The following is a 16997-nucleotide window of genomic DNA, read 5'->3' as shown; positions in this document are numbered from 1 at the left end:
AAAGGACTGAATATATGGTAATCAGCCGAGGCCCCGACTGATCATCGGCCCCAGCAGATTGGCGACCGGCAGCGGCAATTTCTTCCACAGTTCGATCCGCCGCTGATATTTTGCGCTGGTCGGGCTGACGTCGCGCAACTGGCCGGTGGGCGACCAGTCATAATAGACGAGCGGCTGCGGATCGAAGCCAAAGCTCTTTTTCCAGGCGGCCTGGCCGCTGCCGACCTTGGACCGGCCAAAGTCGAACCGGCGGGCGCCGCGGGCGCGGCCATGGCCCATCAGGCGATAATACATGAGTTCGTTGGAACGCAGCCGGCGGGCATCGGCGCCGCCGCCGCCCCAGAAGGGCATGACCCGGTCGCCATGATAGAGGGTCAGCACGGCCGAGACCGGGCGATCGCGATCGCCATCGCGCACGATGCTAATGTCGGCATCCGCGCCAAAGGCGGCAATTACCTCGCGGAAGAGGCGCGCGGGGAAGACCGGGGTACCGAGGTTACGAACGCATTCGGCATAGATGCGATAATGGTCGCGCAGATGTGCCGTCGAGCGGCCATGATCGACGGTCAGCGCCGGATTGGCGAGCGCCTTGCGCAGTTCGGCGCGGTGCTTGCGCGGTATGGCGAGCAGTTCCGCCTCGTCATCGGCGGCAAGCGGGCGGACGAAGGCGACATGCTCGCCCTCGCAGACGCGCCACCCCTCCCCCGGTGCGACACCGCCGCGCAGTTCGACCGGCACGTCGCCCCGCGCCCGCGCTTCATTCCGGGCGGCAGCAGCCAGGGCGGCGATCACGGCCGGATCATCGGCCAATATACCGCCGTCGACGGCGAAGGCGGCGGACACCAGCGCCTGGCCGAACAGGCGGCTGCGCACATGCTGGAGCGGCAGCAGGCCGCAAATCTGGCCCGATGGCGCAGCCGCCGCGAGCATCAGCGCCCGGTTCGCGGTCGCCCGCTCGATCGCGATCAGCCAGGCCGGACGATGGAAGGGCGTGCTGGCGCCATGAGCCAGCACATAGGCATCGGCCGCCTGCGCCTGCGCCGGATCCTTGAGGTCCAGCGTGGTGATCGCCAGATCGGCCCGGTTGCCCGCGATCATGTGGCGCGCGCCGCTTCCTGCGCAACCAGCGCGTCGACGCGGGTCCAGGCGAAATCCTGGGTCAGGCGGCGCAGCTTGGCGGCCATGACGGACAGATTGGTATAGTGGCGCACCCGCGAGCGCAGTGGCGCGCCGGCGACGCGCGGCTGATCCGGGTCGATTTCCCAGGGGTGGAAATAGATGATGGCGGGCCGCTGCGCCTGGCCGTTCACCTGGCGGATCGCCCAGCGTGAAAAGCCATAGGGCAGCAGGCGGAAAAAGCCCCCGCCGCCGGCCGCCAGCGTGCGCTGGCCCAGCTTTGCCGTGGTGACCGGCAGTTCGAGCAGCTCCGATCCCGCCACCGGCTTCCAGGCGAAGCGGGGCGAGTCGGGCCAGCCATAATGGTCGTGCCGGATCGGCGCGACACTGCTGGAATAGGCATAGCCTTCTTCCGCCAGGATCGGATGCGCCCAGGGCGTGCGCGGATCGATCGAGAAGCTGGGCGCGCGATAGCCCGACACCTTCTGCCCGCTGGCATCCTCCAGGATTGCGCGGGACTTGCGCAGGTCGGCGCGAAACTGTTCGGGCGTGAAGGTGAAGACGCGGGCATGGTCATAGCCATGGCTGGCGACTTCATGCCCGGCTTCGGCAATGCGGCGCATCAAAGCGGGATAGCGTTCGGCGACCCAGCCCAGCGTGAAGAAGGTCGCGGTGACGCCGGCCTGCGCGAACAGGTCCAGCACCGCATCGGTGTTGCGCTCGACGCGATGCGTCAGCCCCTCCCAATCGGAACGGTCGATCGTCCGCTCGAAGGCGCCGACCTGGAACCAGTCCTCGACATCGACGGACAGGGCATTGTGCATCATGATCTTGTCCCGGTGTTGCCGCGCGGGCGCGATCAGGCGGCGTTACGCTCCGGATCGGCGGCGCGTTCGTCGCGCTCGACCCCGTCGACCAGCAGGGTCAGCACGCGGCGCAGCGCCGCATCCTGTTCCTCGACGCGGAATTCGAGGCCCGACAGGCGCTCCTCGATCAGGGCAAAACAGCCCTTGAGCGCTTCGGGATCGACCGTCGGCGCGGCATAGGAGGCATGGTTCTGCATCGCGCGCAGGGCGGCGATTTCGGCACGCAGCGCCTCGATCTCCTCATGCACGGCGGGCGACACGAGATCGGGCTGCGCCGGCGCCTGCCAGGCGACCGCCTGCGGTGCGGGGGCAGCGGCGACCGGTTCGGCCGGTGCGATCGGTTCCGGCGCGGTTTCGCCAGCGGTATCCAGCACGGACGGGGCGATCGGTTCGGCGCTGACATCCTCGTCCACGCCCATATCCTCGATCACCGCTTGGACCGCCTGACCGTCAATCTCGGTCAGTTGCTCCAGCGCGCCCAGCAGCAGCACGCGGCTGACCAGCGCGTTGATGCGGCGCGGCACGCCGCCGGTGGCGGCATAGATGGCGTCAAGCGCATCGTCGGTGAAATAGGGATTGCCGGTCCAGCCGACGAGCGTCAGGCGATGGCTGATATAGGGTTCGACTTCCTGCGGCAGCATCGGGTCGAGATGATGGGTCGCGATCACGCGCTGGCGCAGCTGCTCCAGCTCGGGCGACCGGACAAGGTCGCGAAATTCGGGCTGGCCGAGCAGGAATATCTGCAGCAGCGACTGGCCGCCCAACTGGAAGTTGGACAGCATGCGCAGTTCCTCGATCGCCGAGACCGGCAGGTTCTGCGCTTCGTCCACGATCAGCAGCGAACGGCGGCCGGCGCGGGCCTGGCCCTGCAAATAGGCCTCGATCTGGCGCAATATCTGCGCCTTGGCGACGCCGTCGGTGGCCAGGCCGAAGCTCTGCGCGGCAAGGCGCAGCATGTCGTCGCCCTCGACCTGGGTCGACACGATCTTGGTCGCGGTCAGGCGCGCCGGATCGATCGTGCTCATCAGATGGCCGACCAGCGTCGTCTTGCCGGCGCCGATGTCGCCGGTGATGACGATGAAGCCCTCGCCCTGCGCCAGACCATAGCCCAGATAGGACAGTGCCTTGCGATGCGTCGTGCTCTCGAAATAGAAATGCGGGTCCGGCGTCAGCTGGAACGGGCGGCCCTGCAATCCATAGAACTGATCGTACATCTGTCGTCTCCATCCGGCATGCCGGCGTCGCATAGACGCCCTTATAACCGGAATTCCCTTAAAAGCTGTAACGCAGGCCGACCTGGCCCATCGCGTTGATCAGCGTGTCAAAATCATCCGCCTTCGCCGCATCGACGCCGAGCGAAGCCGATGCCGTAAGTTTCCTAGTCAAGCCTCTGAAATAGCTTGTGAAGGCACCATAGTTCAAGACATCGGCGCGGGCGCCGCTGGCATCGAAATAATTGATGTAGACCGCCGTATCCAGGGAATCGCGGTCGTTGAACGCATAGGTGACGGTGCCATTGCCATACCAATTCTGGTCGTGGGTACCGCTGATCAGCACGCTCTGGGTCGTCGGCGTGATGAACTTGCGGTTGGAATAGCCGCCGCCCAGGCCAAAGCCCCAGGGGCCGCGCCGGGTGGAATATTGCCCGGCGACGCCACGATAGCGGAAATTGGCGCCGGTGATGCCGGCCAGCGCATCGTTGAAGCATTCGCCCCCGCCGGTCGGCGAGAAGGCGCAGCCGGTGAGATCGCCGGTGAAGGGATTGCGCGGCACGATCAGGTTGGTGCCGGTGAAGGCGGCCGCATCCGCCGTGATCATCCGGCCGAAGCTTTCAATGCCGTCGAACACGGCGATGCCAACGCTGCTGTTGCGCCCCTGCCAGGTGAACTGGCCCTGATAGGACATGCCGCCATAGCGTTCGCCCACCGTCGCCTTGAGCGAAGTACGGCGATTGGGCCGCCACAGCACGCCGACATCCCAGATCAGGTCGCCGAAATCATAATAAAGTTCGCGTGGCGAACTCTTGTCGGTGACATAGCGGCCGTTGCGGATGATCGGCACCCCATCCTCGTCCAGCAAGGGCGCGCGCTGGCTGATTTCGATATCCTCATAGCCGATGCCGCCGAGCAGCGCGACCGTGGGCGAAACCGGCATGATCGCATCGACCCGGCCCCAGACATCCTCGAACCGCTGGTCGAGCTGGCTGGCATCCTCGCGGCTATAGCCCGCGCTGGCGGTGAGGCCGACCGGCAATATCGTGCCCGGCGAGAAGCCGATCGAGCCATTCAGGTCATGCGTCCAGCTTTGCGCGAACGAGCCATTGGCAATCGCGGCGTCCGGGGCATTCACATCGACATCGTCGTCGACGCGGGCATAGCCCAGCCGATAGGAAGCCTTGATGTCGAGATCGCCGACCTTCGTGGCGTAACTGGGGCCGATATAGCCGCCCCAGATCTGGCTGGTGTAGCGATTGTCGATCGCCGCAGCGCCCGAATAGCCGTCGGTGCGCACGCGCGAGGCGATGCCGCCGGCCTGCAGGGTGAGTTCGGGGGTCAGCTTGTAGCCGGCATTGGCGATCCCACTCAGCACGTCGGAATCGGTCGCGTGGCCCCAGCCGAAACTGTGCATATACTGGACGTCCGCTGCGGCGTTGAGCCGGCGGGTCTGGACCTCCACCGTCACGCCGGCGGTGAGATTGGTATAGGTCACGACGTCGCCGTCGCCCTTGAGCGGCACCATCACCACCTGATCGATGCCCAGATAAGGCGTCACGTCGACCTTCCTGGTGGACGCAGGCGTGCCTTGTGCCAGCGCCGGGGCGCTGACACTGGCAAGCACCAGCAGCGAGGTGCCGGCGATCAGGTCACGCGCGGTCATCCCGCCTCGCCCTTGCCATAATAGGAACCGAAGCGACGAGCCCCGCCGGTATAGCGGACGGCGTTGAGCAGCAACTGGACCTGCGCCCCGCCCTTCAGCAGTGCAGCCGCCTCCCGCAGCGCGCTTTCCGACGTCTTGTCGGCGCGCACCACCAGCAGCGCGACCGCGACATGGCTGGCCAGCACGGCAGCGGGCGAGGCCGCGAGCAAGGGCGGGGAATCGAACACGATGATGCGGTCGGGCCGCCCCTCGGTCAGCCGTTGCAGCAGCATTTCGGTCCGCGCCGAGGCGAGATATTCGGTGTCGGCATGGCTGCGCTGGCCTGCCGGCAGGACGGACAGCGAGGGAATGTCGGTGCGCAGCACGCAATCCTCGATCGCGACCAGCGGATCGGCGAGCGCATCCATCAGCCCCGGCCCGGCCTGCAGGCCCAGCGTTTCGGGGATGCCCGGATTGCCAAAATCGGCATCGACCAGCAAAATCTCGCGATCCTGCTCCGCCGCCAGACTGAGCGCCAGATTGATCGCGCAGAAGGTCTTCCCTTCGCCGCTATGGGGCGAACAGAGGAGGATGCGGTTGCCGCGCGGATTGTCCTGAAGATGGGTCAGCAGCCCGCGCTTGAGCAGGCGGAACTCCTCGCTCATCGCGGTGACCGGCGCGCCGGGCACCAGGAAGCCGGCTTCGGTCAGTCGGTCGCGATCGACCGGCTGGGCCGGGCTGGTCCAGGCCTGGGCACGGAAGATCGGCGCTTCATCGGACGCGACCGGAGCCGGCGCCGGCGGCGCGGGATCGAACATCGGCGGCGGTGGCGGCGCATCGGCCGGCACATCGACGGCCGGCGCCGCACGACCACGCAGGGCCGCCTGGAAATCGAAAATCTCGGTGGCGCGTTCGATCAGCGAGCCGCGGCCCTTGATGGGGCTATGCTGGTTCATGGGATCAGGCTCCTTCACGCCGTACCGCGCTGGATGAATTCGACGACGATCAACAACAGGCACAGGGCAGCCAGGCCGCCGCTGGCGCCCGCAAACCATTTCATCCGCTGCTTGTCGAGAGTGACCTGGGCCGTGCTGGCGACCTGGGTGATCGACCCGGCGACCGGAATGCCCACGGCCCGTTCCAGACGGGCGGCCGTCGGGAAGGTGCCCTTGAGCTGGCCGATCGCGAAAGCGACGCCAATGCCGGCGCCGATGCCGAGGATCAGTACGCCCAGCAGCAGCAGCGGCCGGTTGGGTGCAGCGGGCGCCGTCGGCAGGCTGGCGGGCTGAAGCACGCTGAACTGCACCGCACCGGTTTCGGTCTTCACGTCGCCACGCAGGCGGATCTCCTCGCGGTCGGCGAGCAGCTTGTCATATTGGGTCTGGAGCGCGGCATAGTCGCGATCCAGCTTTTCCTGTTCGGACGCCACGCCCGGCTCATCGATCTGATGCGCGGTCATGGTGTTGAGATCGGCCTGAAGCTGCGCCTTGCGAGTCGACAGCGCCTGCACGGTGGCGGCCCGTTCGGCCTGCATCGACTTTATCGACAGATAGGCGGGATTGGGCGTGCCGGCAGCGGCCGCGCCACTGGCGCCGCCCTGGCGACGCAGATTGTCGACCTGCCGCTGGGCGGCGATCACGTCGGGATGGCTGGCGGTCCAGCCGCGCGCGCGCATGCCGGCGAGTTCGGCCTGGGCCTGGGCCAGCGGGGATGCACCGCCGCCGACCGCCACGCCCGGCAGGGTCGCCGGGGTGCCAGCCAATTGGCCGTTCATTGCGCTGAGCGCGCTCTGCGCCTGCACCAGCTGGGCATCGATATTGTTGATTTCCAGACGGGCCGCATCCATGCGCTGGCTGATCGTGCCGGCGCCCGGCAGCACGCCGGCATAGCGCTGGGCAAATTCGACGCGCCGCTTGTCGGCCGCTTCGAGCTGCTTGCCGCGACCGGCGATCTGCTGGTCGAGGAAGGCCAGGCTCTGACGGGTTTCGGTGCGGCCGCCGGTCAGATTTTCTTCCTGGAAGATGTCGATCAGCTTCTGCACCACCTGCTGGGCGATGCGGGCATTGGCGCCATCCGACAGGCCACTGTCGGCCGAGGTCGCGCTGATGTCGATCATGCTGGGGTCCGCTTGGGCCAGCACGGTGATATGCTCACGCAGGGTGGTGATCTTGCCCGCCACGTCGCGCGGTCCGGAAATGGTCTGGGCAAGGTCGGTGCCGCGCACGACCTTTTCCAGATTTTCCGCGCTCAGCAGCGTCTGGCGCACCCGGTCGAGATCCTGCTGGGACTGGACCTGGGTGATGCCGATCTTGTCCTCCAGCAGCGACTGGGTGTTCACATAGACCCGCGCCTTGGATTCATAGCCATTGGGGATGAGCGACACGCCCAGCCAGCCCAGCATGCACACGCCCCAGGCCACGGCCAGCGCGATCCAGCGCCGGCTCCATATGCCGTGGAGGAGGACCAGCAGCTCGTCGTACAGACCCGCCATGATCAGAACATGCTTTCCGGAATGATGATGACGTCGCCGGGCACCAGCATGACATTGGCCTTGGTGTCGCCCTTCTTGAGCAGGTCGCCGATGCGGACCTGATATTCCTTCTGCTTGCCGCTGGCCTTGTCGAAGCGGACCAGGCGGGCGCGATTGCCGGACGCATATTCGCTGAGGCCGCCGACCGAGATCATGGCGTCAAGCAGGGTCATGTTCGCGCGATAAGGGATGGAGGCCGGCTTTTCGGTCGCGCCGACGATCCGCACCTGCTGGCTGTAGGTGCCGGAGAAATTGTCGACGATCACCGATACCAGCGGATTTTCGATATATTGGGTCAGCGCCAGCTTGATATCGTCCGACAGCATCTTGGGCGTCTTGCCGACGGCCGGCATGTCGGTGATCAGCGGCGTGGTGATGCGGCCATCGGGACGCACCTGCACCTTGGCGCCCAGTTCCGGGTTGCGCCAGACGAAGATGGTCAGGTTATCGAGCGGGCCGATGATATATTCCTCGCCCGGCCCTTCCTGGGTCGCGACGAAGGATGCGGGGGGAAGCTGCGGCGCGGAGCTGGTCGAAGCGCAGCCCGACAGGGCCACCGCAGGCAGCGATGCACCGATCAGGAGCCTAGAAATCCGCTGAAAACGCATAAAATTCACCCCTTCATACCATCATAGCCGACGCGCGATCGGAAAAAATGATCGCGTGCAGGCCCATGGCTTCATCCTCGTCATGCCGGAAAAGGGTAAAGATAGGGTTAGGCCTGCTGTCGGACATGGATTAGCCAAGTAATAGTTCACGAGGACTTGGGTGGCCAAGAAAGGCCGCGGGACTTGCCGACGCGCCATAGGCACCGGCAAGGAAGATCGCGATGAAATCGCCGACATCGACTGGCGGCAGCGCGACCTTTTCGCCCAGCCGGTCGATCGGCGTGCATAGGCAGCCGACGACATTGACCGGCTGGGTGGTCGGCTCGCGCCCGAAACGGTTGGCCACCGCGATCGGATAGTTGCGCCGCACGACCGTGCCGAAATTGCCACTGGCCGCCAGTTGATGGTGCAGACCACCGTCCACGACGACGAAGGTTTCACCCTGGCTCTGCTTCACATCGACCACACGGGTCAGATAGATGCCAGCCTCCCCCACCAGCCAGCGGCCCAGCTCGATCGCGAATGCGCTGTCGGTCAGGATATCGGGCAGCGCATTGAGCGCGGTGTCGAGCGCGACGCCGATCGGCCGGATGTCCAGCCGCTCGTCACCGGGAAAATAGGGAATGCCGAAACCGCCGCCCAGATTGACCAGAGGCGGCGCGGCGCCGACGGCATCGGACAGGCGCGCCGCCAGATCGATGGTCGCCGCCTGGGTCTCGATGATCGCCATCGGGTCGAGCGCCTGGCTGCCGGCGAAGATATGCCAGCCGCGCCAGTCCGCGCCGCCATCGATCATCGCACGCGCCAGCGCGGCCGCGCGATCGGCATCTACGCCGAAGGGCTTGGCACCGCCGCCCATGCGCATACCCGAGCCCTTGAGATCGAAATCCGGGTTCACCCGCACGGCGAGGCGCGGCACCTTGCCCAGACGCTCCGCCACGGTCAGGGCGCGCGCGCCCTCCCCCTCGGACTCCAGGTTGATGGTGATGCCGGCATGGATGGCGGCTTCCAGTTCGTCATTGCGCTTGCCCGGTCCGGCAAAGCTGATCCGTGCCGGGTCCATGCCGGCCTCCAGCGCCATCGCCAGTTCCCCACCCGATGCGATGTCGAAACCGTCGACCAACCCCGCCATGCGCGCCAGCAGCGGCGCATAGGGATTGGCCTTGATCGCATAATGAAGGTCGATCCGCTTGGGGATCGCCTCGCGGAAGCGGCGGACCTGCGCCTCGATGATCCCCATGTCATAGACAAACAGCGGCGTGTCGCCCGCTTCGTCGACCAGGCTCGCCGCACCGCAGCCGCCGATCAGCAACATGCCTTCTTCCTCGGCGAACCAGGCGGGAATGGGGCCCATGGGCTTCATGACGCATACTCCTTGGCCAGCGCGACTCGATCGATCTTGCCATTGGGGTTACGCGGGAACTGTGCAAGCACTAGCGTCTCGCGCGGCTGCATGAAATTGGGCAGTTCGGCCTTCAGATGGGCGGCAACAGCCGCGGATATATCGGGGTCGGCGGCGCGCAGCAGCAGCAGCACTGCCTGTCCCAGCCGCTCATCCTTGACACCGAGGGCGACAGCCTCCGCCACGCCGGCGACGGCAACGGCCGCCTCCTCGATCTCGGTCGGGCTGATGCGATTGCCGGCCGACTTGATCATCGCGTCGTCGCGGCCGACGAAATAGAGCAGCCCATCCGCGTCGCGGCGGACGGTGTCGCCGGACCATACGGCCGTGCCGCCATGGCGCGAGGCGGATGGCGCCGGCTTGAAGCGCTCGGCGGTGCGCGCTGCATCCTGCCAATAGCCCTGCGCCACCAGCGGGCCGGCATGGACCAGTTCGCCCGGCTCGTCATCCTCGGCCAGCGAGCCATCGGGACGGACCACCAATATCTCGGCAAAGGGAATGGCCGACCCCATCGAATCCGGGTGACTGTCAACCAGCGCGGGCGACAGATAGGTGGAGCGGAAGGCTTCCGTCAGGCCATACATGGGATAGAGATCGGCCTGCGGGAACAGCGCGCGCAACCGTGCCACCAGCGGCCGGGTCAGCGCCCCGCCGCTATTGGTCAGGCGACGGAGCCTGGCCGCGATCTCCGCCGGCCAGTCCAGTTCGGTGAGTTGTACCCAGAGCGGCGGCACCCCGGCCAGGGTGGTGATGTCCCAGCGATCGACCGCCTTCACCACGTCGCGCGGGGTCAGATAATCGAGCGGATAGGCGCAACCGCCCGCATACCAGGTGGAAAGCAGCTGGTTCTGGCCATAGTCGAAGCTGAAGGGCAGCACGCACAGCGTCCGGTCCTCCGGCGCCAGCCCCAGATAATGGGCCACCGACACCGCGCCGAGCCAGAGATTGGCGTGGCTGAGCATCACCCCCTTGGGCCGGCCGGTCGATCCGCTGGTATAGAGGATGGCGGCCAGAGCATCGGGCGCGGCATCGGACGGCGGCAATGCCGCGCCGCCGCTCATCCCCGCGGCCGCATCATCCTCACGATGGAGATGACAGCCAGCCGGAATATCGCCGGGTGCCAGCGTCGACAGGCGGCTGGCCGTGCCGATCAGCAGCGCCGCGCCGCTATCGGCCAGGATATGGGCGACCTGCGCATGTTTGAGCAGCGGATTGATGGGGACATGGACAAGCCCCGCGCGCGGCGCGGCGAGCGGCATCAGCGCCGCGACCGGCCCCTTGGCCACCCAGCTCGCCACCCGCGCGCCGGGCGCAAGGCCAAAGCCCGCCAGCCATCCGGCGAGACGACCAAGCGCCTGTTCCAGTTCGGCATAGTCCTGCGCGCCCGACCGCCCCGCGAGCGCCGGCCGTTCCGGATCGCCACGCAGCAGCAGATGGTCTATCGGCTGCACATCGGCATCGTCGATTGGCGCCTTGGAAGCCAACAGGGGGTCGCTTAACGTCATGTCCAGAATTAGGTCCTAAGGGCAGCTAAGGTGCCGGGAGATAATAGGTTGCTGGTCCCAAGGGAATATCGGACGCTGTCGGAAGTGCGGTCGGCGATCGGCGGCCGGATGGACCGCGCCCATATCGACAGCCTGTTCGACCGGCTGGACTGGTTTGAAACATTGCACCCCCTTTGCCTTGGCGACACCCCGCTCAGGGTGTTCCAACAGACAGAGGACGCCTGCGAGGCCTGGTTGTTCCTTCTCGCGCCCTCGGCTCGTCGCCTAACTGCCCTTGCCAATTGGTATAGTTTCGCCTGGAGCCCGATTTTCCTGGGGGCGCCGGACGCGCGTCAACAGGCCCGGCTGCTGGAAAATATCGCCCGCCATCTGCTGCGCGAACAGGCACAGATCAACCTCTATCCCCTTGCCCTGCCCGGCTCGCTGATCGGCGCCTTTCGCCGCGCCGGCTGGTTCGCGGTGCAGCGGCCGATGGGCGGCCGATATCTGCTGCATGTCGATGGCCGGGATTTCTCTAGCTATTGGGCGCAGCGCCCCGGCCGGTTGCGCAACCAGGTGCGGCGCAAGGCCCGGCAGGAGCGTTACGACCTCAGCATCCACAACAAGCTGACCGATACGCTGTGGCAGGATTATGTCGATGTGCAGGCGCATAGCTGGAAGGCACCCGAGCCTGGCCTCAACTTCCTGCGCGTCCTGGCGCAGCGGGAAAGCGATGCCGGCACCTTGCGGCTGGGCTTTGCCCGACTGGACGGCCGCGCCGTGGCGACCCAATTATGGACGGTGGAACATGGCACGGCGCTGATCCACAAGCTGGCCCATGACAGAACCCAGGACGAAGGGTCGCCCGGCACCTTGCTGAGCCATGCGATGTTCGCCCATGCCATCGACCAGGATCGGGTCGCAACGATCGATTATGGCACCGGTGACAATGACTATAAGCGCGAATGGATGGACGAGCGCATTCCCCTCTACCAGATCGACCTGTTCAATCCGCGCCGCGCATCCAGCTGGATTCCCGCCGCGCGCACCTGCATTTCCGCGCTTGTCGGATAGGCGGCGAGCCATTAGATAGCCGCCATCATGCGGGCGCAATCCACTCAGCCGGTCGACCGGACAGACGATATCGAAACCCTGGTGCGGGCGCTTCTGCGCGACGTGCTGAGCCTGTCGCAGGAGCGGGCCGATGCGTTCGAGGCCGACACGCCGCTGTTCGGCGCCCTGCCCGAGCTGGACTCGATGGCTGTTGCCGGCCTGCTCACCGAAATGGAAGATCGCTTCGACATCCTGATCGAGGATGAGGATATCGACGGCGACACGTTCGAGACCTTCGGCACGCTGGTCGCCTTCCTGCGCGCCAAGCTGGGCTGAAAGCCGCCCTTTCCCAAAGAAGTTCGGGCTGAGCCGTTTCCGGCCCAGCCCTTTTTCTTGGAGTCCGTTCGAGGAAGCCGGTTCCAGCCAGCTCCCACGCCCAACCGCCCGATCCAGTGTCATCCTGTTGGGCGGGGGAGCGGGCTGGTACCGTATTGAAAAATCGCCCTTTCGCGATTTTTCAAACAGGCTCTTACGCTTCGACCAGCTGCTCGAAGTCGGCTTCGGCGAGGAAGCGTTCGACGTCGAGGGCGGCCATGCAGCCCATGCCGGCTGCGGTCACCGCCTGGCGATAGATCTTGTCGGTCACGTCACCGGCCGCGAAGACGCCCGGAATGGCGGTGTGGGTCGTGCCCTTCTCCACCACGATATAGCCTTCGTCGAGCGGCAGCTTGCCGTCGAACAATTCGGTCGCGGGGTGATGGCCGATCGCGACGAAGCCGCCATCGGTCGGCACATGCGACTTCTCGCCGGTAACGGTGTCGATCAGATCGACGCCGACCAGACCTTCGGACGTGCCGCCGCCGACGAACTTGTCGACCGCCTTGTTCCACAGCACCTTGATGTTGGGATGGGCGTGCAGGCGCTGCTGCAGGATCTTTTCTGCGCGCAGCGAGTCGCGGCGGTGGATCAGGGTCACGTCATGGCTGTGGTTGGTGAGGTAGAGCGCCTCCTCGACCGCGGTGTTGCCGCCGCCGATGACCACGACCTTCTTGCCGCGATAGAAGAAGCCGTCGCAAGTGGCGCAGGCGCTGACACCCTTGCCCTGCAGATGCTCCTCGCCCTCGACGCCCAGCCACTTGGCCTGGGCGCCGGTGCAGATGACCAGCGTGTCGGCGACATAGAGGGTGCCGCTGTCGCCCTTCAGCTTGAAGGGGCGTTCGCTGAGGTCGACGTCGACGATCTGGTCATACATCATCTGCGCGCCGACATGTTCGGCCTGGGCCTGCATCTGTTCCATCAGCCAGGGGCCCTGGATCACATCCTTGAAGCCCGGATAATTTTCGACGTCGGTGGTGATGGTCAGCTGGCCGCCCGGCTGCATACCCTGCACCACGATCGGCGCCAGGCCCGCGCGCGCGCCATAGATGGCGGCGGACAGGCCGGCCGGGCCGGAACCGAGAATGAGCATGCGGGTGGAGTGGGTGGCGGTCATCGATAATTCCAGCTGCGATTCGTGTGGCCGCCAGAGATAGGCCCTGCCAGCCCCCGCGCAAGCAGGAGTTGGGCAGGAGATTTGCTTGGGACGGCCAAAGCTTGAACCGCAGCATCGCCGAGGCGTTGCACAAGTCGCGTTGCCCTATGATCCATTATGTATCACAAATGGCGGATCGATAGTCATTGGGAGAGACGGAGCATGGCGACATTCGTGCTGGTGCATGGCGGGGGACATGGCGGCTGGTGCTATCAGCAGGTCGCCCGGCGGCTGCGCGCGGCGGGGCATGAGGTCCATTGCCCGACGCTGACAGGCCTTGGCGAGCGCGCCCATCTTCTCCACGCCGACATCGATCTCGACATGCATATCCAGGATGTGGTGGCGCTGATGACGTTCGAGGGGCTGGAGGATGTCATCCTGGTCGGGCACAGCTATGGCGGGATGGTGATTACCGGCGTCGCCGATCGCGCGGCCGAGCGCATCCGCGAGTTGGTCTATCTGGATGCCGCCCATCCCAGGGACGGGGAATCGCTGGAAATAGTGGCGCCGGCCCAGATGGAACCGACCCGCGCCATGGGCCGCACCGTCGACGGGATCGAACTGGTGATGTGGCCCTTCCCCGGCATGGCGGGCTTCTTCGGCATCACCGATCCGGCCGATGTCGCCTGGACCGAGGCGCGGCTGACGCCGCATCCGTGGAAATGCTTCGGCCAGCCGCTACGTCTGGAAAATGGCGATGCGGCGTTTCGCCTGCCGCGCACCAATATCAATTGCACCCATGCGTTGCAGAACAGCCCGGAGGAGGCCCGCGCCCGCCAGCTGGAAGGCCATCGCAATTTCGAGATCGATACCGGCCATGACCTGATGATCACCGAGCCGGAAGCGGTCGCGACCATGTTGCTGGAGGTGGCGGGTTAGCCCCCTCCCCTTAATCTAGGACGTTGGGCAGATCCTCGAACCCCTTGCGCAGGGCGGCGGACCAGCCCTGCGAGATCATCGCAAATTCCTCATTATCCGCCTCGATCCGGGTGCGGACGCGGAAGTCGAACGTGTCGGTCTCGATCACGGTGAGGTCGAGCGGCATGCCGACCGACAGGTTGGAGCGCAGGGTCGAATCCATCGACACCAGCACCGCCTTGGTCGCGTCCTCCAGGCTCGTCTCGCGCTGGATGATGCGGTCGAGGATCGGCTTGCCATATTTATGCTCGCCGATCTGGAAGAAGGGCGTGTCCTCGGTCGCCTCGATGAAATTGCCGGCCGAATAGATGAGATAGAGGCGCGGCTTGCCGCCCTTGCGCTGGCCCGCGATCATGATCGAGGCGCTGGCGGCCGATCCGTCCATCGCAATGCTCTCGCGGTAGCGGCCCTGCATGGTGCGCATCGCATCGCCCACCAGCTGCGCCGCGCGGTGCATCGTGTCGCAATTGAGGATGGTCTCCACCGCGGGATCGCTCTCAGCCTCGCGGATCGCGCGCGACAGCATCGTCTTCACCCCCTGGGTGATCGACAGATTGCCCGAACAGAGCAAGGTGATCGCCCGCTCACCCTCGACATGATAGGTGAAGCTTTTCCGGAAGCGGGCGATATTGTCCATGCCCGCATTGGTCCGGGTGTCCGACAGCATGACCAGCCCCTGGTCCACGCGTACCGCCACACAATAGGTCATCGCCCCGAAGTCCTGCTTATCTCTACCCTAGGAGCGGGGCGTGGGCGTGCTCTGCTGTTGCTGGCGTTGCAATTGCCGTTCCTCGACTCCGTCTTCCGCCTGCGCGATCCGGACATCGGCGTCAATGCTGATATCGCCCGCGACCGTCACGGAGCCCCGTATCGGAGCAGCTTCATCGGCATCCAGGCCACTGGCCAGGCGCAGATAGCGTTCGGTGACGCAGACGCGGTTGGACGGATCGAAGCCGACCCAGCCCAGCCCCGGCACCAGCGCTTCGGCCCAGCCATGGGTTTCGTGCAGCAGATCGCCCTCGGCCGCGAGCAGGTAGCCCGAGACATAGCGGGCCGGCACCCCCAGCAGGCGCGCACCGGCAAGGAAGATCTGGGCATGATCCTGGCACACGCCAGCACCCAAAGCAAAAGCCTGCGCCGCGGTCGTGTCGGCGCCGGTCACGCCCGGCCGATATTGAACGGCATCGCTGATCGCGGCCGACAGGGCATGGAGTTGCGCCAGCGGCCCGTCTCCTTCCGGCAGGGCGGCAACCATGGCGCGGATCGCATCGGACGCCCTGGTCAGCGCCGTGTCGCGCAGGAAATAGCGGGCATCGACCCGGCATTGCGGCAGGCCACCAATACCATGGGTCTCGCGCGTCTCGACCAACCCCTCGGCAACGATCACCGCCTCGCTGAGGCTATCATGGCGGACCCAGACCGCCTCCATCTCGCCATAGCTGTTGGGACGGAAATTGGTCAGCGCCTCGCCATTGATGCTGACCTGCCAGTCATGGACCTTCTGGCCCGGCGTATCGACCGGCACCAGCTTCAGCCGCATCGCGACGCGGCCGGCGGAGGCGGGATAGCCATAGACGGTCTGGTGACGGACGAGCAATTTCATGGCGCGCTTCCCCTCCCCCTTCAGCCGAAATGATAGGTTTCGGCGATTTCGACGCCGAGCCGGTTGCTCATCATCAGGCTGTACTGCACCGTTTCATGCAGGCCGCGGCGGAAAATCTCGCCGGCGTCCAGTTCCTCCAACTCGCTCACCAACTGCTTGACCGTGTCATGACAGGTGCCGCGCGCATTGTGCCAACCGGCCAGCCGGTTGAGCCGATAGGCGAGCTGATCGCAGCAATAGGCGACGCTGCGCGGGAACAGCCGGTTGAGCATCAGGAAATCGGTGATCTGCCAGGGCGTGTAGGTGCCGCCATAGACATGATGATAGGCGCGCGCGCCCGACAGCGCATAAAGCACCGACGTCCATTGATAATGATCGCGATTGCCGCCGATGACTTCGGTTTCGGGCAGCAGCACATAATATTTCACGTCGAGCAGCCGCAGCGTCATCTGCGCCCGTTCGAGCGCAGAGCCGCAGCGCAGGAAGTCATGGCCTTCATTGCGCAGCTGGCCCGAATGGGCCGCGCCGCGGAAGGTCATGACACGGGTCTTCACCCAGTCGATCAGCGCCGGCAGCTGCGCCTTGGCCTCGGCCACGTCATAGCTGTCGAGCTTGCGCCAGCCGTCGTTGAGCGCCTCCCACATGTCCTGGGTCAGCATGGTGCGCGCCGACTTGGCATTGGCGCGGGCCTTGAGCAGGCAGGAGCGGATCGAGCTGGGATTGTCGGCGTCCAGCATCAGGAAGGACACGACATCGCTTTCCGTCACCGGCACGCCGTCCGGGAACTGATGCCCGGCCCCAGTCGCGCGCACGACCGATCGCCATTCGTCGCGATGATGCGCACCCGGCAGGATCGCCATGCGCTGCCCCATCGACAGCAGCCGTGCGGTGGCTTCGGCGCGCTCCATATAGCGCGCCATCCAGAAGAGATTTTCGGCGGTCCGGCTCAGCATGTCTTGGCTCTTTTCACCGTGGGGGCCGACGTCGTTGCGCCCGGCCCTGCATCATCAGGGGTAATCGAAAGGAGAGA

The 16997-nt window shown here is 65.7% G+C and carries 16 protein-coding genes; 3 read left to right on the top strand and 13 right to left on the bottom strand.

Going from position 1 to position 16997, the window contains the following annotated elements; all coding sequences use genetic code 11:
* Nucleotides 1–21: 21 nt before the first annotated feature.
* From A0U87_RS21600 to A0U87_RS21560, 9 genes are all read right to left on the bottom strand, one after another.
* Nucleotides 22–1098, bottom strand: coding sequence for a FemAB family XrtA/PEP-CTERM system-associated protein (locus A0U87_RS21600; protein WP_048936972.1), 1077 nt, complete (start codon nucleotides 1096–1098; stop codon nucleotides 22–24).
* Nucleotides 1095–1943 (bottom strand): XrtA system polysaccharide deacetylase, encoded by an 849-nt coding sequence (locus tag A0U87_RS21595; protein WP_080993530.1) that lies wholly within the window; start codon nucleotides 1941–1943, stop codon nucleotides 1095–1097. Before A0U87_RS21595 ends, A0U87_RS21600 begins: the two co-directional genes overlap by 4 nt.
* A gap of 32 nt (nucleotides 1944–1975) precedes the next feature.
* On the bottom strand, nucleotides 1976–3196 hold the full coding sequence (locus tag A0U87_RS21590) for an XrtA/PEP-CTERM system-associated ATPase (protein ID WP_137405982.1): 1221 nt from the start codon (nucleotides 3194–3196) through the stop codon (nucleotides 1976–1978).
* A gap of 58 nt (nucleotides 3197–3254) precedes the next feature.
* Nucleotides 3255–4859: a hypothetical protein gene (locus A0U87_RS21585; RefSeq protein ID WP_048936973.1), complete on the bottom strand. Its 1605-nt coding sequence runs from the start codon at nucleotides 4857–4859 to the stop codon at nucleotides 3255–3257.
* A complete protein-coding gene (locus tag A0U87_RS21580; protein WP_048936974.1) occupies nucleotides 4856–5794 on the bottom strand; it encodes an AAA family ATPase in 939 nt (312 codons plus the stop codon). Before A0U87_RS21580 ends, A0U87_RS21585 begins: the two co-directional genes overlap by 4 nt.
* 14 nt (nucleotides 5795–5808) lie before the next feature.
* Entirely contained in the window at nucleotides 5809–7329 is a 1521-nt protein-coding gene (locus A0U87_RS21575) for an XrtA system polysaccharide chain length determinant (protein ID WP_048936975.1), read from the bottom strand.
* 2 nt (nucleotides 7330–7331) lie between these two features.
* The gene (locus tag A0U87_RS21570; protein ID WP_048936976.1) at nucleotides 7332–7976 is read right to left on the bottom strand and encodes an XrtA/PEP-CTERM system exopolysaccharide export protein; all 645 of its coding nucleotides are present in this window, start codon (nucleotides 7974–7976) and stop codon (nucleotides 7332–7334) included.
* A 130-nt stretch (nucleotides 7977–8106) separates the two neighbouring features.
* Complete coding sequence (locus A0U87_RS21565; RefSeq protein WP_048936977.1) at nucleotides 8107–9339, bottom strand: pyridoxal-dependent decarboxylase, exosortase A system-associated; 1233 nt, start codon at nucleotides 9337–9339, stop codon at nucleotides 8107–8109.
* Nucleotides 9336–10883, bottom strand: a complete 1548-nt coding sequence (locus A0U87_RS21560) for an acyl-CoA ligase (AMP-forming), exosortase A system-associated (protein ID WP_048936978.1) — start codon at nucleotides 10881–10883, stop codon at nucleotides 9336–9338. The genes A0U87_RS21565 and A0U87_RS21560 overlap by 4 nt, the downstream gene beginning before the upstream one ends.
* 48 nt (nucleotides 10884–10931) lie before the next feature.
* On the opposite strand from A0U87_RS21560, the gene A0U87_RS21555 reads away from it, so the two are divergent.
* A complete protein-coding gene (locus A0U87_RS21555; protein WP_122928102.1) occupies nucleotides 10932–11936 on the top strand; it encodes a GNAT family N-acetyltransferase in 1005 nt (334 codons plus the stop codon).
* Nucleotides 11937–11963: 27 nt separating this feature from the next.
* Nucleotides 11964–12251: an acyl carrier protein gene (locus A0U87_RS21550; protein WP_037516813.1), complete on the top strand. Its 288-nt coding sequence runs from the start codon at nucleotides 11964–11966 to the stop codon at nucleotides 12249–12251.
* A 193-nt stretch (nucleotides 12252–12444) separates the two neighbouring features.
* On the opposite strand, the gene trxB is transcribed toward A0U87_RS21550, so the two are convergent.
* On the bottom strand, nucleotides 12445–13407 hold the full coding sequence (trxB, locus tag A0U87_RS21545; protein ID WP_048936980.1) for a thioredoxin-disulfide reductase: 963 nt from the start codon (nucleotides 13405–13407) through the stop codon (nucleotides 12445–12447).
* A 201-nt stretch (nucleotides 13408–13608) separates the two neighbouring features.
* Between trxB and A0U87_RS21540 the strand changes: the two genes are divergently transcribed.
* The gene (locus A0U87_RS21540; RefSeq protein ID WP_048936981.1) at nucleotides 13609–14325 is read left to right on the top strand and encodes an alpha/beta hydrolase; all 717 of its coding nucleotides are present in this window, start codon (nucleotides 13609–13611) and stop codon (nucleotides 14323–14325) included.
* Nucleotides 14326–14335: 10 nt separating this feature from the next.
* Here the strand turns inward: A0U87_RS21540 and A0U87_RS21535 are convergent, their stop codons facing one another.
* The 3 genes from A0U87_RS21535 to A0U87_RS21525 are packed head-to-tail and all read right to left on the bottom strand — an operon-like array spanning nucleotide 14336 to nucleotide 16920.
* Entirely contained in the window at nucleotides 14336–15073 is a 738-nt protein-coding gene (locus A0U87_RS21535) for a peptidase (protein ID WP_048936982.1), read from the bottom strand.
* 27 nt (nucleotides 15074–15100) lie between these two features.
* Nucleotides 15101–15967: a transglutaminase family protein gene (locus A0U87_RS21530; protein ID WP_048936983.1), complete on the bottom strand. Its 867-nt coding sequence runs from the start codon at nucleotides 15965–15967 to the stop codon at nucleotides 15101–15103.
* A 20-nt stretch (nucleotides 15968–15987) separates the two neighbouring features.
* Nucleotides 15988–16920: an alpha-E domain-containing protein gene (locus A0U87_RS21525; protein ID WP_004212140.1), complete on the bottom strand. Its 933-nt coding sequence runs from the start codon at nucleotides 16918–16920 to the stop codon at nucleotides 15988–15990.
* Nucleotides 16921–16997: the final 77 nt, after the last annotated feature.

Origin of the sequence: Sphingobium sp. MP9-4 (assembly GCF_005281675.1) — a bacterium.
GTDB classification, from domain to species: domain Bacteria; phylum Pseudomonadota; class Alphaproteobacteria; order Sphingomonadales; family Sphingomonadaceae; genus Sphingobium; species Sphingobium yanoikuyae.
This window is presented reverse-complemented; position numbering and strand designations above follow the sequence as displayed.